This is a genomic window from Streptomyces violascens (assembly GCF_014649955.1).
Taxonomy (GTDB): domain Bacteria; phylum Actinomycetota; class Actinomycetes; order Streptomycetales; family Streptomycetaceae; genus Streptomyces; species Streptomyces violascens.
In genome coordinates this window covers 1-22105 of the sequence record NZ_BMUA01000029.1, presented here as the reverse complement: position 1 = coordinate 22105, position 22105 = coordinate 1, and the positions used below count along the sequence as shown (strand labels likewise).

The following is a 22105-nucleotide window of genomic DNA, read 5'->3' as shown; positions in this document are numbered from 1 at the left end:
GGCGTGTCAGGAGTTATCCGGCGTGGTCGTGGGGCGGCCGGCTGGGCTGCCCCAGGGGTCGGCAACCTTCGGCGATGTTCGCTGGTGTTCACCGAACGTCCGAGTCCGCTCCGCCAGTGCGACGTCCCGCCCCTCGTGTGCGGCCAGAAAGCTGGTTTTCTCCGACGCGACGCTCGGTAGGCCGAACGCGATCCTCCGCCCGATGCTCGACAACCATCCCTGCATTCCGCCGGGTTATGACGGTTGGCGGAGGTTCCAGGGCATCGCGGTGACCCACCGCACCCGCGCATGAGGCGATCCCGCCAGAAGCGTCTGCCCTATAAATTTGACGGACACCCCCTTTACGGGTATAGTAGTGATTAGGTGTTCGGGAGAGCGCTATGCCAATCTCAGGGGTTTCGTGAAGTCGTCCTTGTTCTTCGCGCTCATGGTTTTGGTGCTGGTTGCGGCGGGCGTTGCCTGGGTCAAAGGGCCGGGCGACCTGTACTCGCTGGCTCCTGCCCACTAAGTGCCCGCGCGCCGCCTGCGATCCCCGTTTCCGTACGAGGGCCGGAAGGCCCCGTGCCGGACGGCTGAACAGCTCACACGGGCGCTCCCGCCCCGAGAAATCCGCAGGTGCCAAGCGCCGCCGCATGTGCATGATCGTTCATTCCGCCCCAGCTCAGGAGAGGCAATGCATTCCCACATAGGTGACCTTCTCGACCCTGCTCTTCTCGCGCGCAGCCTCGATGCTGGCTACGTCCGTGAGCAGCTGCACCCGACCCTGCCGCTTCGCATCCTCAACTACACGGAGAAGGCCCAGTTCGAGCGAGAGTGGACCGAGGTCACCCGGCAGTGCCGCGGGCTGGTCATCGACGACCAGGGACGGGTCCTTGCCCGGCCGTACGCGAAGTTCTTTAACTACTCCGAGTACCCCGAGAGCACCTTCGGCCTTGACGACCCGGTCGTGGTGACCGACAAGCTGGACGGCTCGCTCGGCATCCTCTACCCCGTCGCCGACGGCGGCTACGCGATCGCGACTCGGGGCTCGTTCGCTTCCGACCAGGCGGTTCACGCGACAAAGGTCTGGCAGGAGCGCTACGCGGACACCGCGTCGATCAAGCCCGGCGTCACCTACCTCTTCGAGATCATCTTCCCGGAGAACCGGATCGTCTGCGACTACGGCCCCCTGGACGACCTGGTGCTGCTCGGCGGCGTCGACATCGCCACCGGCGCCCCGCTGCCCGCTGACGAGCTGCCATGGGACGGCCCCCGCGTCGACACCTTCGCCTTCAACACGCTCGCCGACGCCCTGGCCGCGTCGCCGCGCCCCGGCGCCGAGGGCTTCGTGCTGCGCTTCCCCGGCCGCGACCACACCATGATCAAGGTCAAGCAGGACGACTACGTGGCACTGCACCGGATCATCACCGGGCTCAACGCCCGCGCGGTCTGGGAGCGGCTCGGTGCGGGTGACAGCGTTGCGGAGATCTGGGACGGCCTGCCTGACGAGTTCCACGACTGGGTCAAGGACGTTGCGGCTGACCTGACCAGGCAGCGCGACGCGATCCTCGCCGAGGCCCGCGCGGAGCACCAGCGCATCCTCGACGGCCTGCCGAGGGGATGGACGCGCAAGGACTACGCCGTGCTCGCCGGACGCTCGCTGATGCGCGCCTGGCTGTTCATGCTCCTGGACGGCCGCGACCCTTCCGACAAGATTTGGCGCACCCTGCGGCCCGAGGCCGACGTCCGGCCCGTCAACACCACCGAGGACAACTCCTGATGCCCACCCTGCACTTCACCCGCGGCCTGCCCGCCAGCGGCAAGACCACCTGGGCGCGCACCTGGACCGCCGAAAACCGCGCGGACCGGGTGCGCGTCAACCGCGACGACCTGCGCGCCATGCTCGATTCCAGCGAGCACATCAAGGGCGTCACCGAGAAGCGCGTGATGGCGGTCAGGGACGCGACGATCCTCAAGCTGCTCCGCCAGGGCTACGACGTGGTCTGTGACGACACCAACCTGCCGCAGCGCGTCGCCCGCGACCTGGCCCGCCTCGCTGACCGCGCCGGCGCCGAGCTCCAGGTGCACGACTTCACCCACGTGCCGCTGGACACCTGCCTGGAGCGCGACGTGGCCCGTGATGCGTCCGTCGGGGAGGGCACTATCCGCGGGCTGCACCAGCGCTTCCTTGCGGGGAAGCCGTCGCCGCTCCCCTTGCCGGAGGAGAGTTGTACGGCCGCTCCGGTGAGGCGCGAGTACGAGCCGAAGCCCGACAGCCCCAAGGCCGTCCTGGTGGATATCGACGGGACCGTCGCCCTGATGGACGGCCGCAGCCCCTTCGACGAGACCCGGGTACACCAGGACCTTCCCAACGCTCCGGTCATCAGCGTCGTGCGGGCGCTGCACTCGGCAGGCCAGCGCATCGTGTTCCTCTCGGGTCGTACCGACAGCTGCCGGAACGCCACCGAGGCATGGCTCACCGAGCATATCGGCGTCCCGTACGACGGCCCCTTCATGCGGCCCACCGGCGACTCCCGCAAGGACTCGGTCGTGAAGGTCGAACTCTTCGACGCCCACGTACGCGACGCCTACAACGTCACCTGCGTACTCGATGACCGCAGCCAGGTCGTCAAGGCATGGCGGGGGATCGGGTTGACCGTGCTTCAGGTCGCTGACGGTGACTTCTGACACCACCCCACCTGCCCCTCTGGTAGTGGGCGTCCTCGAAGTGGCGTGCTGCTTGGGGGGAGTCAGTCCGAGAATTGGCGGGCAGCCCGGGCCTTTGGGTCTGGCCTGCTTCCACGACCCCCGGCCATGGCCGGGGGGCTCGTCGTTTCCAAGCCCTCCGAGGAAGAGATCGCCCGCCGCGCTGCCGTCCGCTCGACCTTTCACTTCCTCCTGCGCCTCGCCCTCTGGTATCCCGACTCACCGTCGATGACGGGACACGTAGCACCCCCAACGGGTCTAGGTCCGGCCAGGGCGAGGAAACACAAAGCCCCGCCGGTTCACTGTGACGGTGGTGTCCATGGTGTGCCCGGCGCCTGGGCCGTTGCCTCGGGCCGCTGCGGGTCGTGGCAGTCAGTGAGGCTCAGGACTTGTGGAGACGGAGACGGCGGTGAATTTCCCGGCCGAAGAAGTAGGGCCAGATGGCCAGAGCGAAGACGAAAAGGATGGCGATCATCATCACGATCACAGGGGCTGGGAGTGTGTCGACTCCCGGCGGGGCGTCGGGGTCGTCCTGCGCATGCTTGAGTACACGCTTGAGTAGATCGGAGGGACCACGTTTGCGCCAGGCGGCCACTGCCATGCCGAGCGAGGCGTAGATGATGAGGATCAGGAGCAGTTGGACAGTCGGCATGTGGCAAGTGTGGTCGAGTATCCGTTGCTTGTCAGACGCTTCACGAAGCGGCGCCAGGTACACGGCTGCCTGCCGCGTCCTTTCTCACCTCAGAAAGCCACGTCTTCGCCCAGAACGAGGTTCTGGCGGTCGGTCGACTGCTGGTCGGTCGACACCCGCATGGAGACCAGATTGGCCACGTCGCTCCTTGCTTCTGCCGCGTCATCGGACCCCGTCTGTCATCTAACCCTGCCGTCAACCGCCATCGGATCCGACGGGATGTGGACGTCAGCTCGTACAGCGTGGCGGGCGAGCGCGCATGACCAATCAGAACCACGCCAGCCCGCCCGGCGCGCCTGACCACGAGCGAATGACGTCGGCTGAACTCCGTCCCTCTCGCGTGTAGTTGGGACTGGCCCCGGGCAGTTGGTGGTACCGCCTCGAGTTCCTCGAGTGGCTGATCGACGACGATCCCGCGAACCTGCAGAACGTCGTACCGGACGACATTGACGAGGAAGTTCGTGACCGGGTCGGGACGTCGATGGGGAAGGGTGTGGCGCCGTGGCTGGCCAGGGTCTGCTAGAGCGGGCCAGCTGCTACAGGGATGCGGAGCGGCGGCGTACCTCGAGCCTGCCGGGGCTGCTTGTGCGGCAGGCGGATGCGGCACTTGCTCAACTGGCTCAGGAGCGCGGCTCCTCACCGGTGGGCATGGGCTACTACACGCCTGATCGAGCCAGGTCGGCCGCCGAGTTGTACGAGCTGGCCTGGGAGGTCACCTGCGCGGTGAGGCAGGAGCAGCATGCGCCGACTGCTCCCGACCTGCCACGAGCGGCCTGAGACTCGCCCCCGGTGTGGGGTCTTGCAGCGAACTGCCGGACCCCACGGCGTCGTCGGCCCGCCGCCGGAGAGGACCGGCGCCGCGTATGTCCGCATCGCCTCCGCTGCCGCGCTGCCGGCTGCGTCGCCGTGAGTGGAGGGTCGGAGTCAGCTCACACTTTCCGGCTCAGGCTCGTTGGCCAGGTCTACCAGGATGTTGTTGATGCCTTCGATCAGCCGTGAGAATTCCTTGTCGCCCAGCCCGGCCCGCACGCACTCCACGACACGAGCGGCCCATTCCACCTTCGGGGGAAGCGCCAGGTCGATGTCGAACTGCTTGTCCGGGATTAGCTCCCGGAAGAGGAAGTTCAGGAAGCCGGCGGTCCTCAAGGCCCCTGGTGCGGTGTACCGGCGGTGGGCTTCCGCCGCCGCCTGGAGCAGTCCTTGGGTGTTGGCCGGGTCATACGTCTTCATCGCGGTTTCGAGCAAAGACCAAGCGCCAGCTAGGTAGGCATCCACTCGCGGGCGTCGACCCGGGGTAAGCGGGTTCCCGAACCGGCGGGCCACCTCTCCGTGCAACTCTGCGCGATCAATGGCGTCGTTGAGGTCCATGCTCGTATCGCTATCCCGTTGGATGGCCGAGTGCATGAGACTGAGCCGCAGGGCGCGCCACCTTCACCTTGATGGCGCAGCGCCGTGGAGGCCGGGGACGGGACGCGGTGTAGAGAATCAGGGCGCAGGGGAGGCGCCGAACTCGTCCGCTCCAGCCGAGTCAAGCAGACCCTGCTCCGGGCGGCCTAACTGACGACATTCCGGCCGATCTGCCCCCTCGCGTCCGGTGGTGCCCGCCTGCTGCTCGGCGCGCGGCCGTGCGGTGTGCCCGGCCCGTCGCCCTGGCTGTGCACGGCGGGGAGTCATTCCGCGTGGCGCGCGGGTGCTGGGTGGGTTGGTGCGGTGGTGTCCCGGTTGGTTTGGTCGGTGCTTGGTGTTCTGTAGTTGGGTGGGTTGGTTGCGACCTGGTGTTTGTTGCTGTCGGTTGGGGTTTCGGTCGTCTGCGTGAGGGGAGTTGATGCAGGCGTATCCCGCTGTGTGTTGCTCGGGTTGTCATTGCGCGGGCATGGTCTGGGGGTGCTCTCCTTTGACGGCTGCGGACTCCACTTCCACGCGAAAGAGGATCACGACAGTGCACAGGTGTGTTGCAGCACGGTGCGCATGTGGTTGGCCCGGCTCCTGTTGGCGAAATCCAGGAGTCGGGCCTTAGCCGGGTGGCGTCCAGGGCCGGGGCGGCTGGGTTTCGGTGCGCGGGCCGGGTGGGCGAGGTGCGCGCGGGGCGTCCGGTTCGGGAGTGGACGTGGGTGCGGGCGGGGGAGTGGGCATCGGGGGGGGCTCCGTACGAGAGTTGGTGCGTCCGGCGGGTCTGGGGCGTGAGCTGTCAACGTCGCCTGTCGCGGCCGGCGTCGACTCCAACGCTGCGATGTTTTCCCAGTGCAGAAGACGGAAACGTGAAGATGCTGTCCCGTCCCGCAGGGCGGTCTTCAGCTTCCCCGCCGCCGGCCGGGAGGTGGGCCGGGCTCCGTGGTCGTACGGCGCGTACGGCAGGCTGCCCGGGGCGTTCGGCAGCCTTCGGTGATGTTCGCTGGTGTTCGCCGAGCACCGGTGTCCGCTCCTCCCGCTGCGTCGCTCCCGGCCAGGTCGGCTGCGGATCGAGCAAGCGGGTCCCGCGTCGCAGGACCCGGGTGTTCGCTCTTACGCACCCTGCATGGATGGGGGCATCTCCAGGGTGGAGATGCAGCGCTGACACTAGGCTTTCGCCATGACCGCCACCGCGCAGAGTCCCTTCGAACTGACCACGGCCATCGCTGCGCAGTGCCGGGATCTCGCTGGCAGGCATCGCCGAACGCCTTTCCGGGAACGGCACCCGGGTCTCGCCCTCCGCTATCCGCCGCAGGCTGCTCGAAGCTGGCGCCCTGCACCCTGAGCCAGGCACGGCTGAGGAACGCTGCGTAATCCGGGTCAAGGGCCTGCTGCACGACGGCTGGGGCTACGCCACGTGCCGGCGCACCAACCAGAGGTTCCACGACGGACGTTGGGTGACGCCCAAGGGTAATCGCAAGACCATCTCAGCCCGCTGGCCTGCATGTGATCAGACGACCCCGCTCACCAGCGCTGCCGTCGGTGCCCTTCTTGGACTGCTGCATGTCGCGCCTGGGGTGCTGACCCAGATCCTGGCCCCCGAGGAGGTTTTGGAGTTACTGCGTCTTCACCGTGAGACCCCCCAGGCCAGCCCGCTGCCCCCGCATCCCGCCACAGTCCTCGAACCGATACTGCACGCCCTGCGGCAAGCTGACTTGACCGAAGACAACACACCCGCCCCCTGGGACATCCCAACAACGGAAACCGAAGAACTCACCAGCACGTGGGCCACTACGAGGCGGACAACAGTCCTGGGTGGGGCCAACCAGAGGAAGCACGACGAACCTCAACACGGCGCCTGGATCTCGGACTTCGGCTACCGCCTGCCGGAAGACGGGGCTGTCGCGTTCTACCGCTACACAAGCCTCCCCCTGAACCTGACCCCCGTCATCGTCGTGCCCTTGAAATGCGCGAACACCTCCGAAGGCGAGGCCACGGGTGCGCTGCTCGCCCACGCATGGGCACGGATGTCCGGAGAGGAGAGCCCTGTTGTCCACAGCGACTTCCTGGACATGCAGACGTACCTGCAGCGGAGGTTTGACGATAGGGGGGTCCATCTCAGTCCGAACTTCCGCGCCCTACTCGACCTGTTCCCGGCACAAGAGATCCAGAGACTCGATATGCGGTGGACCCGCCGCGAGCATGACGCTATCGCTCACGCTGACCAGGCCGTGGGTATCCGGACGAGGCCAGGTAGGCATAGCGTCCGAAGCCTGCGCCGACGCTGCGCTCTCCTGGACTACGACGACATCACTGCCGAACTGGCCCTCTTCTTCGAAGAACACCGCTCTGCAGCACCTCCTGTTGGTGGGTGGCTACGTGGTGGTCCAGGGGAGGGTGTTTTCGTCGGTGCCGTTGAATAGTCGGTAGAAGAGGTCCATGCGGCCTGCGGCGTGTTTGGCTGCTCCGTAGGCTTCCGTGGCGATGCCTATCTGGCGCATGGCGTTGTTGTCGGTCAGGGCGTCCGCGTTGCCTCCGGTGCGTCCGTCTCCGCTCCCGCGCTGCCGGCCGTCCCGGCGCTGCCGCGTCCCCGCCTGCCCGCAGCCTCTGGGCGGGCGGGCTCCAGTGTGGCCCCACAGTCACACGGCGTTAGGCGCTGCTGACGGATCGAGGTGTGAAGGGCCGCACGAGGGGCAGCTCCACGTAGATGTCGATGTTGACTTCGGTTCGGTCGTGGTCCTCGTGTTCATCGCTGTATTCGTAGGCGTCGCTGTATTCGTAGCCGAGGGTCCGCCCGATGACTTTCACTCGGTGGGCGAACAGCGAGACCGTGTCACCCACGGCCGGCAGCGCGATCGCGCCGCGGGAATGGAACTTCGCGAGGAACGTGCCCTCCTTGGGCGCGGACGTCCGCGCCTCTCCCTCGGCAGGCGTGCTGCACCACCAGAAGCGCACGGTGTGCAGCGCCGCCTGGTCGGCGCCGGGCTCCGCGCCCTCTTCATCGCCACCGCGGCGGAACTCGCGGGCGTCGATGATGGCGTCGACCGTGTCAGGCCGCTCCTCGATGGTCATGCTCCGCTCAACGAGCGGATACTTGAAGCCCTGGTACAGCTCCTTTAATGCCTGGCGGAGGCCACCCCGGGACATGCTGGCCGGAGCGTCGATCCGAGCCCAGGTGTGAGCGATGGTCAACTCGTCATCGCTAGCCTCCCAGGGTTCCTCATCCCACGGCTCCTCAACCGTCAGGGAGCGCATGTTGAACAGCTCGTGCCCAAGAACCGAGTACTGGATCGTTCCCCTGACTTCGGCGTCGGCGACGCCGCGCGGCACCTCGAAGGCGGCACAAACTCGGTATGTCCTCAGCTGGTGCACGTCTGCCCCTTTGTCCGTTTGTCCGCGTGGTGGCCTGGCTGGTTCGCCACGTGAGGTGCTGCCCGACTAACCAGTGGCCGGCCTTCAAGGGGCTTGACGTCGTTGTAGAGCGCGTACTCCCCCTCCTGCTTCCAGTCGTCGTCCCAGGGCTGGAGCCCGATCTCGCGCAGGACCGCCCGAACTTCGGCCTGGCCCGCCCGGATGGCGTCCGGGGTGAGTCCGGCCGGGGCGTTCAGTTCCTCGCGGAGGATTTCGCCGTCTTCGACCTCTTCGTACTCGCCTGCGACATCGTCGGCGTAGCTGACCCGGCGAAGCTCTAGCTCCATCTTCCCCGCGAGGTAGGCCGGGTGGATGGTCAGGCGGACCTGTAACTCGTTGGTGTACTCGTGGAGGTCGTCCATGATCAGCGCTCCTTGTGGGCCTTCTTCTCGTGGTTGCGCATGCTGGCGGGGGGCGCCTTCGCCAGCCTTCCCGTCAGTGCTGTGCATTCAGAACGCGCTGCGCCAGGTGTACATCAGGTCGCGATGCATCCGCTCGGGGATGGCGTCTCCCGCCATGGCGGCCGTGCTTGCGCAGATGAACGCGTCATACACCGCATTGAAGTCATCGAACTGCCCCCAGCGCCGATCAATGCCCCCCGCGTCGTCCTGCGCATCGCAGGCAACATCCCAGTCGGCAAGCCCCGTTCGGGAGAGCGTGTTGTGGGCCTGCTCCAGGTCGAGTTCCCAGTTCGCGTCACGTCCGCATTTGATGATCTTCTCTGCCTGCTCGTAGGTCAGGTCAGCGGCCTGCCGAATGATGTTGACCGCGTCCCGCCAGTTCCGGCCGAGCAACTGAGCCAGGTCATCCTCAGTGCAGTTCTCCGGGTCGAGCGGGCGGGCGTACCGAGCCAAGATCTCGTCGACTTCATCGTTCTGCTCGTAGAGCATCGTGCCCTCACTTCTCCCTGTGGGCCTTCTTCTCGTGGTTGCGCATGCTGGCGGGGGCGCCGTAGTAGTCGCAGGGCTCGCAGTACTCCCAGCCCGCGTCTCCGACAGCCTTGTGGACGACGGAGTGGCTGGGGCTGAAGCCCTTCGCGTGGAGCATCTGCGCGACGGACCCGCCGTACTCGACGGCGATCAGTGCCGCTTCGGCGACCTTGTCGTGACCGCGAGCGAAGAACGAGCCGAGGCCGACGTCGTTGCCGCAGCCGCAGAAGCACTTGCCCGTCGGGATCAGTCGGGGGAGGTTCCTTGCCATAGAACCAAGGTAGCTGAACTAGGTTGTACTACAAGGAGTTTGACTAAGAATCATGATGAGAAAGATCCGGGTCCATTGGGGGCGTGCGGCGCCCGGCGGGTCCGACGCGGGCCCCAGGGCGCGAGCCGCCAACGCCGCCCGCCGCGACCGACGTTGACTCCAACCCTGCGACGTTTTCCCAGTACAGAGGGCAGAAGCGCGAAGATGCTGTCCCGTTCCGCAGGGCGGTCTTCAGCCTCCCCGCTGCCGTCCGTCTGGCCGTCTGGTGCCGGCCGTCGCTCATCTCTGTGCTTCGGTTCCGTCGCCGGCCGTCGTCGCCATAGGCTGGCGAGTATGAGTGGACAGAGCGTGTTCGGCACCCTTTCGTCGACTGGTTGGCTCGGTGAGCACCCCGGGGACGGCAAGGACTTCGCTTTTCTGATGCTGTACGGCCTGGGGGACGGCGTCGCTTCCCCTCGGAGTGCTCAAGGAGCTCTCCGTGAGGTGCTGCAGGCATGGGGGATGCGTGAGGGCGTCTTGGCCGTGGACCCTGTCATCGATGGCACGCCCGTCACTGTGATGGTCGAGGGTATCCAGGCCACCGTCACGGGCCTGCCCGGTGTCACTCCCGTCCGGCCGACGTCCCAGGAATGGGCCGATGTCGCCTGTGCCCGACGGCAGGTGTTCCTGGGCATTACGTCCCGGATCTACACGGCCGCTGACCGCAGTGACACCGCGCTCTCCGCATTCTTCAAGGAGTCGCGCACCATCGACGCGACCGCGTCCCTCCTCGTTCCTGTCACTGCTGCCGGCTGACCCGCCGGGCTCGCGAGCGGGAGGCCTTCGGCAGCCCGCCCCGCGGCCGCTGCGGGCTTCGCCGCGGCTGCTCTCCTCGCTGGGCTGCGCGCCCCCGGCTCGGCGGCGTCGCCCGCCCGTGGCTTCGCCGTCGCGCGCTGCCCGGCGTCCGCCCGGTCTCTTTGGAAAGGGGCGGTCTCGCGCCCCGTTGCTGCCGTGCTCGCTGTCGCCCCGGGCTCCACCATCAGCTGTGCGGCGCTCTGCTGTACTCACTCGTTCGAGGGACGGTGTTCATGGGCGGTAGGCGGCAGGCTCAAGGGATAGAACGACAAGGCGGAAGCGGAGCGATCCGGGGGTTGTGTGGCATGGACGATGAGTACGGGCCCGTGGTCGCCTCCTTCACGCGGGCGGAGTTCTTTGCGGATGGCACCTTCATCGCGATCCCGCCGGTGGTGTCGTCGGCCGCCGGCTTGAAGATGCCAGTGATCATTACCGTGGGGGTGCGGCAGGAGTTCGTGACTGGCGACGGCGGTGAGGACGACCGGCTGCGGGCGGTGCTGTCCGCGGTGGCACGGGCTGTTGAGCAGGCACCGGTGGGCGAGGTGTGTTTCGTGGTGCCTGCGGGGGAGTTGCCCTGCGGCCGGGAGCCCATCGGCGCGGACCGGCTCATCGCCATCACCGAGCCCGGCGATACGGGCGAGCCCGTGCTGACCATGATGCTTCCCGGGGAGATGTGAACGCGGGCATCTGCCCGCCCTGCGGATCCGGTGCGGGAGGAAAGTAGGGCTGTTGCCGTGAGCGCCGATGTGCCGGTCCCGGTGTTGAGCACCGACCAGATCAGGGCTTGTCTGCATGCGCTGGGGGTGCCGGAGCCTGAGGTGCTGCCACGGGCGGCGGCCCTGGGGGCGCTGCTGTTCTGGGCGGAGTCGTCGGCGGCCGCAGCTGACCGTGTCGAAGTCGAGGAGATGCGCGAGGCCTTCGTCCTGGCCATGGATGCCGCACTGGGCGTAGACCCGTTCAGCGATGAGGCGGCAGCCGAGACCGTGCCGTCCTCGGTGCTCTGGCCGTACCTGCTGCGCTCCCGCATCACCCGCACGCTGGTGGACGTGGACGCCACCCGCCTCGATGACGCCGCCGACGGAGTTCTGCCGGCCACGGTCCTCCAGCACATGCTCACCGGCGCGCAGACGATACTCACCATGGCAGCCCCGGACACGGGCGAGCCCTCACGGGAGCAGATGGGTGAGAAGCTCCACGCCGTGCGCGACGTGCTGCGCACCGTCGACGGGGAACTGAAGGCCGCACAGCGACGCGTCAACGCTGCCCGACGGCAGCTGCGAAACCTCGGTGTTGATCTGTAGCCGAGTCCGACGACAACTCGAAATGGCGCTCGGTCCGCCTCCGCGCCTCGTCCGGCGTCCGTTCGCTGCGCCCCGCCCCGCCCCGTGTCGCCCGGCTGCCCGTCGTCCGGCGCCGTCCCGCTTCGTCGGTCGCTGTGCGTCCGTTGGTCCGCCCGGGGCGGCTGGTCTGGTCTGGCGCACCTACCCGTTCGCCGGTGGGCGGGCGGGGGATGGCGGCCTCCGGAGGATTATGACGTTGCCGCGTCCCGCTGCGCCCGCTTGTCCCGGAGCCACTTGCGCGGGCTGACCCCCGCCGGGCGTTCGCTCTCCCACCGGACCTCGTCGGCGGCTTTCTCCGCCTGGACGACCGCATGCTTGGTGGCCAGGCGGGCGTACGCGAGGGCCTTGGCCACGGTCGACAGGACGGCGGCGGCGAACCGCGGGTCGTGCTGGTCCGCGGCCGCCACGGCAAACGCGGCGGGGAACCCCATCTCCGACCGGGAGTTGGTCATCTCCCACTCGACGTGCCCGATGCCGTCCACCTGGACGGTCTGGGGGACGAGCAGGGTGGCGTGAGCGCGGACCTCCCGATACAGAGCGGTGCTGTCCGGGGCGTCGCGGTCGAGGTGGTCCTCGTGGCCGACGGACACCTGCACCTCGTAGCCGGCCCATGCGAAGCGGGCGGTGCGCTGCGGGGTGAGCCGCACGTCGGCGAGGGGCGCGCCGAACTTCGACGGTTCGGTCTGCCGCAGGCCGGGGTATGCCGCGGCGAGCGCGGCCACAGTCTGGTCGAGAGGGCTGGGCGAGCTGGGCAGGGTGGTCTCTTCGGGCACGGCGGGCCTTCCTGGCTGCGAGGGGATGGGTACGCGTCCAGGCCGCACACGGAGGCCGGTGCGTTCGCCTGGTGACGCCATCCCCGCTCGCGCGGGAAGCAGAAGAGCAGTGCTCCTAACGGGAGCCATCCCCGCGTGCGCGGGGCAGAAGGGCCGGGGCTGCCCGGCTGCCCCCAGGATGCCAGGTGCGCTCCGCCCGTGAGGGCCCTTTCCTGCACGCGCTGCGGTCGGAGTCTCCATCTTTTCCGGGTCGGTCAGGTGCGGTTGCGGTCGGAGGGTTCCGTGCTGGTCCGGGTCAGCTGCGGGTCCACCGCGTAGACGGCCGGCAGTGCGGTCCTCTCAGCGGCCGAGCCAGTGCCGCTCGACGGTGAAGCTGTCTCCCGCGTAACGGTGCCACAGCCGGGGGCCGACGCCCGGCGGTGTCGCCCGTGACGGTCGTTCACGCGGCGCCGTAGGCCAGTCGGGGCCCGCTGTGGTGAGCTGCGCGTCAAGTACTACGTTCGGCCGTCTGTCCACCTCGACGAGACGCAGCTGCCGCGCTTCGCCGACGGCGGCTGGTGGGTGCTTTGCCGGAAGGTACCTAAGGAGACGCCAACGGGGGCTGACTGTGTGCAAGCATGAGTGATCGGTACCAACTGACCCTGAACGGAGCGGGTATGACGCGACAGCAGACGCGGCCGGATGGGGAAGCGGCCGTGAAGGCGGCTATACGCCTCATCGCTAGCAACGCGCTCGGCGTGCAGAACGCTTACCCCGGGCCGGGCGCCAGGCCCGCGCAGTGCGCCCGCGCCCTGCGCAGGGAGTTGGCTGAGGCGCCCTACGCCCTGAGACTGATCGTCAACCGACGAGACGCGCCTGCTTCGACTCCCGCCGCCTACATGGCCGGTGTACTCGCGAGCCTTGAAGCGCACCCTGACTACTTGGCCTTCGAATGGCGAGCCACCAGGGCCGACGATGCCGAGTTGATCGTAGTGCGCCGGGGCGCCGTGGGATCCGACTACTCTCCTTCGGCTCAGCAGGAGGCCAGGCGCAAGGACAACTGCCCCAGCGGCAAGGTGCTCTACCATTCTGCCGGTCAGGCAGAAGGAGATGCTGCCCGGCTGGCTGCTGCGAGCCGCCAACTGCCCAACACTGCATATCACTGCTCGCTGTGCGGATGGTGGCATAGGACGTCACGAATGTAGTGCGAGAGAGCGGCTGCGGCTGCGGTGCCCGCGCACCGTCTGATGACGCCGGCGCAGGGGGGTGCTGAAGAAGCCCGGGAGCCGGCGCCCGGTGAGCGCGGTGCGGGCGGCCGGAAGCCGCCTCCAACGGGACGACACCCTCCGGATTACTGATGACCTCGACCCGGTCGCCCACCTCCCGCTGCGGATGGTCCCCGTCGTAGTCCAAGGTCTCCTTGAGCTAGCCCGTCCGGCCGATCAGCGTGAAGCGATGGGCCGAGCCGCTGTCGGCGGCCGCGCGCGACGGGGCGGCCAGCCGTCCTAGTCGAGTGGGTCCACCAGGGCAGCGTGGAGCGACACGGTGCGGTCCCGGTCGCGACCAGTCATGACCTTGTAGGCCACAGTCACTTTGCTCCGCCCGATCTTCTCCAAGTGACCTTCGTACACCCGACCCTGGCGGGTGATCCGCACTCGTTGCCCCGTGCGCAGCCGTGCAACAGCCTCCCGGGAAGCGGCAGCCAGTTCTCGCCGCTCCTCCCGTGCCTGCACCTCTTGAGTCTGAAGGTGGTCCAGCGCATTGGCCGCCTGTTCGTCCTGCTCCTGACGCCTGGCAACCTGGCGTTCGCACTCCTCGGTGAGCCAGGGAAATCGGTTGGCGATGGCTTTGCAGATATCGCGGTGACGTTCTGCGGTGGGGTCTTGGTCATAGTCGGTGTACTGGTGGCGGAGCCAGTTGACGACGGCGCGGGCGTCGTCACTGACACTGCGGTCACGGCCGATGCTCGCCCCGTACGCGCTTGCGTGGTCGTGAGCCCGCTTGATCATCTGTTGGGGCGCGAGAGCGGGGAAGCGGCGGAGACTCATTCCCACATCGTCCCGTACGGGTCGGTCCGTCGTTGTACCGCCCCGGCAGGCCGTTCATCGTGGACCAATCCAGGTCGGCAGGCTCACGCAGGACAACGAGATGAGAGATTCGAGCGGACACTTCTGCGCGAGCCAGCACCGGCCGCCGGGCCGCAGACTGAAGCGGCGGCCGATCCCGTTGTGACCAAGGCTCGGCGGGTGGTCGATGTCCTCGCGGCGACCGCGCACGCCATAGGGGAGCTGATGCTGGAGGTTGCTCCCGCCTACCTGGACGCCCATCAGGCCGCGGACTGCCTCGCGCTGCTCTGCCACCAGATAGGCGACCCCCTCGACCACGGCCTCGCGTCCCGCCGCTACGCCCTGACCGGCGACCGCCGCGCTCTGCACTGCACCGTCCTGTGACCGCGCTTGGGGGCGTGCGGTGTCAGCGGGCCAACTGGGTGAGATGCCCGAGCAAGGGCGTGTCGAGCGACGGCGTGGCAGGGTCGACGGCCAGGATGGTCACCACCCCACCTGGTGGGGATGAACGCCATTCGGACTCATGACCCACTCGGGTTCGTGGCCATGGCATCCGGACTCGCGATCATGCGGGGCCGGGGCCGGTTCAGGACGGTTCGGCCGTGCGCGCCTCCTGGACCTACCCGCATATGCGGGATGCACGGCACACCCGCGCAGCGGGATTGCACCATCCGTAGGGCTCCCGGCTGATCCCCGGGAGCCCTACGGCGTTGCGGCGCTCAAATGGATGCACGGCTGCCCCGGGCTTCCTCGTCTGCTGCTGCTCCGCCGCCCCGTTCCGGCCTGGCTGCCTGGCGCCCGGTCGGCTTCGGGTTCCCGTCGCGGCGCTGTCTCGCCGTCGGCCGCTCGACGCCTTTCCTGCCGTCCCGTGCGGTCCGGCGTCGCTGCCCGCCGGCTCCGTGGCTTCCGGCCCAGCGGTCCGCCGCCCGGCGCCGGCCGGCTCCGGGCCCCGTACGACGTCCCGCTGGGCCCGCGTGCCGCGCCTGCTCGCTCCCGCCGCGCCGTCCCGCGTTCTGCCCGCCGCCCTCCCTCGCCGCTTGCTGCTTGCTGCTCTGAAGGCCTGCGTGCGGTGTGCCTGGAGGGCTATCCGTTCCAGGGGAGGTCGTGGTCGCCGGTGTTTTCGAAGAGCCGGTGGAACAGGTCCATGCGGCCCGCGGCGTGTTTGGCCGCTCCGTAGGCCTCGGTGGCGATGCCGATGAGGCGCATGGCGTCGTCGTCGACGAGGGCGTCGGTGAAGGCGGTCCCGGGCGGGAAGATCCGGTCGGCGTCCTTGTCCTCTTGGCGTAGCCGGGCGAGGTTGGCGTCCTGGACGCGGGCGGCCGCGGCTTCGTGGGTCAGCTCGGCGGCGTCCCGGGCCGGGTCCGGCCGGTGCCGGTGGTGGGGGGTGTTCACCGGGTCACGGTAGCGGCTGGCCCACCCGTCCGCGGCCCCTCGTGCCGACGCCGGTGGGCCCCGCCCGCTCCCACGGCTCCGTCGCGCCCGCCCACCGGCCCGGCCCGCGGCGTCCCGGCGCGCCTGGCCCCTCGGCGCCGCCTTCGGCTGCCCCCGCCGGGCCCGCCTGGCCGCCCTGGTGCTCTGTCGCCGCGCCCACCGGCCTGGTCGTGGCCCGCCGCGTCCGCCCGCGCGTCCGCCCGCGCCCGGCCCGCGCCCGGCCCGCGCCCGGCCCGCTCGGCGCCTGCTGCCGCCCGGTCCGCCGCGCCTGCTGCCGGGCTGTCCGGTTCTGGTGCGTGTGTGGTCTCCGGCTGTGCCGTCTGCGTTATCTGGAGTTCGACGCGCTTCATGGAGGTCGATCGGGGTGCTCTGGTGTCGGGCAAGTTCGGCAAGTCGGTGATGGTTCGGCCGAACCATTTCCTGGGCGCGTGTCCGTGCCGGGGCTGTCCGGCGGCTTCTATGCGGGCTGGCCGTACTCGGCGACGTAGGCCGCGTAGTTCTCGGCGAGGACGGCCCGGCCAGCTGCTGCGGTGAGGTTGTCGATCGAGGTGAGCAGCGGGACCTGCCGCCCGTCGATGGTGGTCGTCAGGTGTTCGATCCGGCGGGTCAGTTCGGCGACGACGCTGGGAGCCGATTCGATCAGCAGCTTCCCATCGCGCCAGGAGAACCGCGGTGCGCGTCCGATACCGGTGCTGCGGGCGTGCACCGCCAGGGTGGATGAGTAGCTGTAGGGCAGTTCCGGGTTCTCGGTCAGCAGCAGGTAGACCCGTTCGGTGTCGCCGCCGTAGCCGACCAGGCCCGTGCAGGTCTTGATCGGTCCGTCCGTGTCCCGGGCCGCCACCTCGTAGACCCGGCATTCCGAACAACGGAACAGATCGGTCACTTGCTCGTACTCGAACTCGTGGCCGCCGAACCTGTCGTCCAACCTGGTGACCTCGGTGGCCGGGCCTTTGGCGGTGCGGAGGGCCCGGGTGTACTTGCCGCCCTGGCTCGCGACCTCGCGGGCGCGCTGTGCGGCGGTGGGCTGCTTCTTGGGCACGGTCGACTCCAGCCTGGCGGTAATCCCACGCTCCCCGCCGGCGAATCGGGCCGGGACGGTCTGCTGCTCTCGCGGGCCCCGGAGGACCTTGGCCGACTGTGCCCCTGGCGGCGTGGGCGCTCGGAGCGGCGGCGGACGGCGGTACGCGTCTGGCCGTGGTGCGGTTCCACGGTAGGACACAGCGGCGGCGTGGTCACGGTGGCACGGCGTCGGCGCGTCCGCCGTCGGTGTCCGGCCGCTCCGCCCCGCCGTCGCTGCCCGTCGTCCGCTGCCGTCGGCCGTGCCCGTCCGGCCTGCCACGTCGTCGCGGCGCCCGCCCCCGCACGCGGTCTCTCCGCCGCCTGTGGCCGTCGGTGCCGCCGGGCTGTTCGCTCCTGCCTCGCTGTGCCCGCCAGGCCCGCTGCTCGCCGTCCGCTGGGCCCCGCATCCCCCGGTCGCCCCGCCGCGGCCGCTACCTCTCGCCGTGCAGCGTTCCGCGCGCAGCCACCTGGCCCCCGTCCCGGCGCCGTCCGTCTTCGCCCGGCGCCGTCCGCCTTGTCTGGGCCCCGCTCCTCGCCGCTGCTCGTCGTCCGCGCCGGTCCCGGCCGTTCCCGGCCGCGCCGGCTCACCGCCGCTCCGTCGTCGCGCCCGTCCGCTCCGGCTGCGCCCCTCCCGCTCGACGCCCGTCAGCGCGTTCCGCCGTTCCGGCGTTCCGGCTGTGCTGTCCCGGCCCCTGTGGTCGCGGCCCTTGGTCGTACGGCGCCCTGGCCGGCTGTCCAGGGTGTTCGGCAACGTTCGGTGATGTTCGCTGGCGTTCGCCGAACACCGGTGTCTGTCCCTCCTGCCGCGTCCCTCCTGGCCGACGCTGACGTTCCGCGTTCCGCCCGTCGCCCTCCTTCGCCGCCGGCCGGGTTGGCCGCGTTCCGCGCTGCCTCGTCTGCTGCTTCGCCGTTGGCTTTGTCCGGGCCCGCCTGGCCGCCGTGGTGCTGCTGCTCGCTTCCCGCCCTCGGTCGCGGCCGTGTCGGTCGTGGCCGTCCGGCCGTCCCCGCGTGCCGTCCGTGCCGTGCTGTTCGTCGTGCTGCCGGCCGTGTCCTTCGCGTCAGCCGTGGTCGAGGTCTTCGGCCGTGCCGTCCCGTTGTGGTCGGCGTGCCCTCTCGATATCGACGTTGGGCTCGGTTGGTGGTTTCAGGCGGGGTGGGCTTGTGCGGGTGGTGGGTTGGTGAGGGTGACGCCGACAGCGGGTCCGCGGTCGCGGAGGGTGCGAATCAGTGTGTGTAGTTCCTGGTGGTCGGGGTGGAGGGCGAGGTACCGGTCGGCGTCGACGGTGAGGGTCACGTTGTCCATGCGCGTGTCGGCGAGCAGTCCGAAGTTCCGGCGGGCTTCGTGAGCGGCCTGGGGGCCTTGTTCACGGAACGCGACGGTGCGCAGGGCGATTTTCAGTTGGAGGAGGACGTGGTCGATGTCGTGGCCGGACTCCACGGTTATATTCCTGTGGCCGCGCAGGGTCTGGCCGTTGACCATGAGTGGCTCCTCGTCCGGGGTTGAGGGCGTCACGGGCTGCTTCCGGTTGTCGAAGAGTGATGTGCGGGCGAGGGCAAGTGTCTCGCGCCCGGGCACGGGCGTGGTGTGTTTCTCCCTGGCCGGTGTTTGTTCCGCGGCCTCGCCGCCGGGCTGTTCGCTCCCGCCGGTCCTGCCCGCGTTCCGTCCCCCCTCCGCGTCCGCCTGCGGCCTCGCCGCCGCCGGCCGCCCGCGGCCCGCCGTCCGCCGGCTGACGCTCCGCGCCCGTGCCGCGACCGCCTGCCCGGTCCCGCCGTCCCGCCGTCTGCTGCCGCCCCGCTGGGCCCGCTGCTCGTCGTTGTCAGCCGCCTCCCGTCGTCTGCCGCCCCGTCGTCGCCGGTGCGCCCCGTCTGCCCGTCGCCGCCGTCCGCGCGCCGTGTCCGCGTCGTCGCGGCGCGCGTCCTCGCTGTCGCCCGGGCCGTCTGTCGGGTCGTCCGCCGTGCGGCGCCTGGTGCCGGGGTCGTCGTCCGCTGTCGCTCTGCTCGCTGCCGGGTCGTGCTGCTTCTGCGTGCTGCTTTCTCTTGCTCTTGCAGCTCGTCCTTACAGCGTGCTGGTTGGTCTTGGTCTTATAGCGCGCTGTTGGGGCGTGCTGTGCATGCGTGTGTGCCGTGTGTGGTGGTCTGTTGCGCTGGTCTTGTTGGCTGGTGTGCCGGGCTGGTGTGCGGGGCTGGTGTCGCGTGTGTCTGCTGTGTGTTGGTAGGGCTCGGGGTGGTGGCGTGGGTGGTGTGTGTGCTGGTCGTGCGTGCGCGTGGTCTGGTCTGTTTCGGTCGGTTCCGGTCTGACTGGCGTGACGTGCTGATGTGGGGTTCTGGGGGCCGCTAGGGTCCGGGGCTTGTGACGGAGACGACGGGAAAGCGGAAGCGGCTGGTGCCGACGGGGGATTGTTTCTGCGGGTGTGGTGGTGAGGCGGGGATCGGCCGGTGGTTCGTGCTGGGGCACGACATCACGGCCGGTGCGGCGTTGCGTGCGGTGCAGGGCGGGGTGAGCCTGCCGGAGCGGCTGGTCGAGTCGGGGTTCGGGCCGGGGCGTTCGGTGGTCCAGGAGGCGGTCGATCGGGCGGGCTGGGTGCGTTGTTCGGGGTGTGCGTATGCGGGGGCGCCGGCGGGGCTGGCGGCTCACATGCGCGGTGGGTGCGACGGCGGCCGGGCCGAACCCGAGTCGGCCGAACCCGGGCCGGGTGGGGCTGAGTTGGCCGGGGTGGGGGTGCCGGCGGGGGGTGCCCAGGGGGCTCGGACGCCTGCCGGGGAGCTGCCTGCTGCTCCCGGGCCCGCCACCGAGGGCCGTACGGGCGGGCCCGGCGGTGCGGGTGGTGAGGATGCTGGGCCGGTGCGGGTGGAGGCGGGCGCGGCGCGGGGGTTGCTGCTTCCGGGGGCGGGCGAGGAGGTGTGGAAGTCGGTGCCGTTGCATCTGCGGACGCAGCTGCAGACGGCCGCGCAGCGGCTGGTGTCCCCTGAGCAGGCGGTGCTGAGGGAGAAGGGGAACGCGCCGGTGCGGTACGCGTTGCGGGCTGCCGCGAACCGGCGGATGACCGGCCGGCACTGGCTGGTGCTGCTCGCCGCGCCGCGGGAGTCGCTGGGCGGTGCGCGCAGTGAGCGGGCGCGGCGGGTGTTCGAGGTCCTGGAGCAGGTGGTGGCCGACTTCGTGGCGCCGGCCGTCGCGGGGAGCTCCAAGAGCGTGGTGTCCGCGCCCGGTTCTGCCGGGGCCGCTCCGGTGCCCGGCCATGCAGCCGAGTCCGTCGACGGGTCCGTCCTGGTCTCCGGGGCCGGGCCAGGTGCCGGGTCCGGTGCGGCGGCGCCGAAGGGCACGGTGGTGGAAGGGGCCGCGGCCGTGCCGGGGCCGAGGGAAGCGGAGGTGCAGGCGGCCGATGACGCCCCGTCCGAGCCCGCCTCGGCCTCGTCGGTGCGGGTGGAGGCGGGGGCCGCGCGGGGCCGGCTGCTGCCGGGGGAGGACGACCCGTCGTGGGCGGACATGCCGATCCGCTTGCGGCAGGCGTTGCGGGGTCCCGCGCACCAGCTGGTGACGCCGGTGCGCGGGCCGTTGAAGGCGAAGGAACAGCGCCGTGTCCTCTCGGCGGTACGGGCTGCCGGGCGGATGCGGATGACCGGCGCGCACTGGCTGCTGCTGATGACCACCGAGCGGGAGGCCTTCGGGAGTGCGCGCAGCGCGCGGGCCGGCGCGTTCTACGGGGTGCTCGAGCAGATCCTCGCCGAACACCCGCCACTGGCCCAGGACCTGGACGCGCCGGTAGCGCCCGCAGCTGGCTGAACTGCCGCCCCGGGACCGGACCGTGGAGCGGCGGCTGTTGTCGGCCGGCCGCCCGGCCCGGGGCCGTGCCGCCGCTTGCTGCTGCTCCTCGGCCGGAACGCTGCTCCCCGCCGCGCGCCGCGTTTACTCGTTCGGCGGCGTTGCTGCGCGCTCCGTCTCGCTGCCGTAGCCAGGATGGTGTCCGGTCGTTGAACTCCGGGGTTCCTCCTAGCCACCCACAGGATGAGGCATTTGGATGAGCACGACCGAGGAGATGAGCAGGGCATGGTCCGCCGGGATGTCACAGGACAGACTGGCCTGGTACGCCGTCCAGAACCCGCACGGTGAACTGCGCCCCGGGCCCACCGGGCCGCTGATGCCCAAACTGCTGGCCGTGCTGCTCAGGGCCGGTCTGCCGCTGGTCAAAGCGGGCACCCCTATGCGGATCCGTGAAGCTCACGGCTGGCGGCTGCACCTGCACCGTGCCACCAAGGTGATCCGGGTGCACATGCCCGGGGAGGAGGAACCGCTGCTCACGCTGCCGGGCGAGGTTCCAGCACGGTGGGAGTACCTCGCGCAGCGGGTGGGCTATGTCGTGCTGTACGTCGCGGACGACCTGGGGCTGCCGCGTTGCGGCGGTGAACTGGAGCAGCAGCGCCAACTCACCTCCGCGGCAGAGAGAGGACGACTGGTGGCAGCCTCGATCGCCTACGCCGCCACGTAAGAAGCTGCGCCGCTGGAGAACGGCCCCGGACGGTGACGTCAGCCGGCGTCCAGAAACGTCCAAGAGCGGCCAGCGGTAGCCGGTTCCGTCCGGCCGCCGCCGAGGACCGATCCTGGAAAACCCGCCGCCGCCCCGCGCCCCGGGCCTCTGTTCTGCTGGTGTGCAGTCGTGGTGTCCCTCTGCCGACCTGGGTGTTTTCAGTGCGGCGTGACACCCGGCACCCGGTACACCGAGGCCGCCGTCTACTGCCGCGCTCCTCGTGTCGACGGCGCAGTACGCCCCGCCTCGCTGTGCCCGGTACCGGCTGCGGTTGGCGCGCCCGTAACCCCGCGGGCCGGCAGTCCAGTTGCGCCGCACCGGGGCGGGGCCGGCTGCTGGCGAGGGGAGGACGATCCGGCCCGGGGCCGTGCCGCCGCTTGCTGCTGCTCCTCGGCCGGAACGCTGCTCCCCGCCGCGCTCGCTGGTCGGCGCCGCGATACTCGTTCGGCGGCGTGGCCGCCGCGGTGCGGGCTGCCGGGCTGCTGCTGACCGCCGAGCGGGAGGCCTTCGGGAGTCCGGGCAGCGTACAGGCGGGCGCGTTCTACGGGGTGCTCGAGCAGATCCTGGCCGAGTACCCGCCGCTCACTGAGGACCAGGAGGAGCCCGCCGAGGAGCTCGGCGCCGAGGAAGTCGCCGCGGAGGGGGCCGAGACCGGCTGAACCATCGCGCTGCGCCCCGCCCCTTCCGCTGCGTGCTGCGCTCCGTTCCTGGCTGGCGGCGTCGC

General features: G+C 69.9%; 22 protein-coding genes. 11 read left to right on the top strand and 11 right to left on the bottom strand.

Annotated features, from left to right (window positions below):
• Window positions 1-673 precede the first annotated feature (673 nt).
• Window positions 674-1759: an RNA ligase gene (locus IE206_RS35085; RefSeq protein ID WP_189969512.1), complete on the top strand. Its 1086-nt coding sequence runs from the start codon at window positions 674-676 to the stop codon at window positions 1757-1759.
• Complete coding sequence (locus IE206_RS35080; RefSeq protein WP_189969510.1) at window positions 1759-2667, top strand: phosphatase domain-containing protein; 909 nt, start codon at window positions 1759-1761, stop codon at window positions 2665-2667. The genes IE206_RS35085 and IE206_RS35080 overlap by 1 nt, the downstream gene beginning before the upstream one ends.
• Before the next feature lie 400 nt (window positions 2668-3067).
• Here IE206_RS35080 and IE206_RS35075 read toward each other — a convergent pair whose 3' ends face one another.
• On the bottom strand, window positions 3068-3337 hold the full coding sequence (locus IE206_RS35075) for a hypothetical protein (RefSeq protein WP_189969508.1): 270 nt from the start codon (window positions 3335-3337) through the stop codon (window positions 3068-3070).
• Between the two features lie 540 nt (window positions 3338-3877).
• On the opposite strand from IE206_RS35075, the gene IE206_RS35065 reads away from it, so the two are divergent.
• Window positions 3878-4153 (top strand): hypothetical protein, encoded by a 276-nt coding sequence (locus IE206_RS35065; RefSeq protein ID WP_189969506.1) that lies wholly within the window; start codon window positions 3878-3880, stop codon window positions 4151-4153.
• 147 nt (window positions 4154-4300) lie between these two features.
• Here the strand turns inward: IE206_RS35065 and IE206_RS35060 are convergent, their stop codons facing one another.
• Complete coding sequence (locus IE206_RS35060; RefSeq protein WP_189969504.1) at window positions 4301-4744, bottom strand: hypothetical protein; 444 nt, start codon at window positions 4742-4744, stop codon at window positions 4301-4303.
• Between the two features lie 1598 nt (window positions 4745-6342).
• Between IE206_RS35060 and IE206_RS35055 the strand changes: the two genes are divergently transcribed.
• Window positions 6343-7188, top strand: coding sequence for a hypothetical protein (locus IE206_RS35055; RefSeq protein WP_189969502.1), 846 nt, complete (start codon window positions 6343-6345; stop codon window positions 7186-7188).
• A 226-nt stretch (window positions 7189-7414) separates the two neighbouring features.
• Here the strand turns inward: IE206_RS35055 and IE206_RS35050 are convergent, their stop codons facing one another.
• From IE206_RS35050 to IE206_RS35035, 4 genes are all read right to left on the bottom strand, one after another.
• A complete protein-coding gene (locus IE206_RS35050) occupies window positions 7415-8137 on the bottom strand; it encodes a hypothetical protein (protein ID WP_189969500.1) in 723 nt (240 codons plus the stop codon).
• Window positions 8125-8538: a hypothetical protein gene (locus IE206_RS35045; RefSeq protein ID WP_189969498.1), complete on the bottom strand. Its 414-nt coding sequence runs from the start codon at window positions 8536-8538 to the stop codon at window positions 8125-8127. The genes IE206_RS35050 and IE206_RS35045 overlap by 13 nt, the downstream gene beginning before the upstream one ends.
• An 87-nt stretch (window positions 8539-8625) precedes the next feature.
• Entirely contained in the window at window positions 8626-9066 is a 441-nt protein-coding gene (locus IE206_RS35040) for a hypothetical protein (protein ID WP_189969496.1), read from the bottom strand.
• Window positions 9067-9073: 7 nt separating this feature from the next.
• Window positions 9074-9376 (bottom strand): hypothetical protein, encoded by a 303-nt coding sequence (locus IE206_RS35035; protein ID WP_189969660.1) that lies wholly within the window; start codon window positions 9374-9376, stop codon window positions 9074-9076.
• 333 nt (window positions 9377-9709) lie between these two features.
• Here IE206_RS35035 and IE206_RS35030 point away from each other — a divergent pair, with 333 nt between their 5' ends.
• The 3 genes from IE206_RS35030 (at window position 9710) to IE206_RS35020 (ending at window position 11511) form a co-directional block, all read left to right on the top strand.
• Window positions 9710-10171 (top strand): DUF5949 family protein, encoded by a 462-nt coding sequence (locus IE206_RS35030; protein ID WP_189969493.1) that lies wholly within the window; start codon window positions 9710-9712, stop codon window positions 10169-10171.
• A gap of 344 nt (window positions 10172-10515) precedes the next feature.
• The gene (locus tag IE206_RS35025) at window positions 10516-10887 is read left to right on the top strand and encodes a DUF6573 family protein (protein WP_189969491.1); all 372 of its coding nucleotides are present in this window, start codon (window positions 10516-10518) and stop codon (window positions 10885-10887) included.
• A gap of 57 nt (window positions 10888-10944) precedes the next feature.
• The gene (locus IE206_RS35020) at window positions 10945-11511 is read left to right on the top strand and encodes a hypothetical protein (protein WP_189969489.1); all 567 of its coding nucleotides are present in this window, start codon (window positions 10945-10947) and stop codon (window positions 11509-11511) included.
• Window positions 11512-11738: 227 nt separating this feature from the next.
• On the opposite strand, the gene IE206_RS35015 is transcribed toward IE206_RS35020, so the two are convergent.
• Both IE206_RS35015 and IE206_RS35010 read right to left on the bottom strand, forming a co-directional pair.
• Complete coding sequence (locus tag IE206_RS35015; RefSeq protein ID WP_189969487.1) at window positions 11739-12323, bottom strand: hypothetical protein; 585 nt, start codon at window positions 12321-12323, stop codon at window positions 11739-11741.
• 1484 nt (window positions 12324-13807) lie between these two features.
• Window positions 13808-14350 carry a hypothetical protein gene (locus IE206_RS35010; protein ID WP_189969485.1) on the bottom strand — a complete coding sequence of 181 codons (543 nt, stop codon included), beginning with the start codon at window positions 14348-14350 and terminating at the stop codon, window positions 13808-13810.
• Window positions 14351-14530: 180 nt separating this feature from the next.
• Between IE206_RS35010 and IE206_RS35005 the strand changes: the two genes are divergently transcribed.
• The gene (locus IE206_RS35005) at window positions 14531-14752 is read left to right on the top strand and encodes a hypothetical protein (RefSeq protein ID WP_189969483.1); all 222 of its coding nucleotides are present in this window, start codon (window positions 14531-14533) and stop codon (window positions 14750-14752) included.
• 699 nt (window positions 14753-15451) lie between these two features.
• Here the strand turns inward: IE206_RS35005 and IE206_RS35000 are convergent.
• The 3 genes from IE206_RS35000 to IE206_RS34990 form a co-directional block, all read right to left on the bottom strand.
• Window positions 15452-15760 (bottom strand): hypothetical protein, encoded by a 309-nt coding sequence (locus IE206_RS35000; RefSeq protein ID WP_189969481.1) that lies wholly within the window; start codon window positions 15758-15760, stop codon window positions 15452-15454.
• Between the two features lie 496 nt (window positions 15761-16256).
• A complete protein-coding gene (locus IE206_RS42780; protein WP_229853291.1) occupies window positions 16257-16838 on the bottom strand; it encodes a hypothetical protein in 582 nt (193 codons plus the stop codon).
• 1164 nt (window positions 16839-18002) lie between these two features.
• Window positions 18003-18371 (bottom strand): hypothetical protein, encoded by a 369-nt coding sequence (locus IE206_RS34990; protein ID WP_189969479.1) that lies wholly within the window; start codon window positions 18369-18371, stop codon window positions 18003-18005.
• 1329 nt (window positions 18372-19700) lie between these two features.
• Here IE206_RS34990 and IE206_RS34985 point away from each other — a divergent pair.
• From IE206_RS34985 to IE206_RS34975, 3 genes are all read left to right on the top strand, one after another.
• A complete protein-coding gene (locus IE206_RS34985; RefSeq protein WP_189969477.1) occupies window positions 19701-20639 on the top strand; it encodes a hypothetical protein in 939 nt (312 codons plus the stop codon).
• A 235-nt stretch (window positions 20640-20874) separates the two neighbouring features.
• A complete protein-coding gene (locus IE206_RS34980; RefSeq protein ID WP_053724978.1) occupies window positions 20875-21342 on the top strand; it encodes a hypothetical protein in 468 nt (155 codons plus the stop codon).
• A gap of 491 nt (window positions 21343-21833) precedes the next feature.
• Window positions 21834-22040, top strand: a complete 207-nt coding sequence (locus tag IE206_RS34975) for a hypothetical protein (protein ID WP_189969475.1) — start codon at window positions 21834-21836, stop codon at window positions 22038-22040.
• Window positions 22041-22105: the final 65 nt, after the last annotated feature.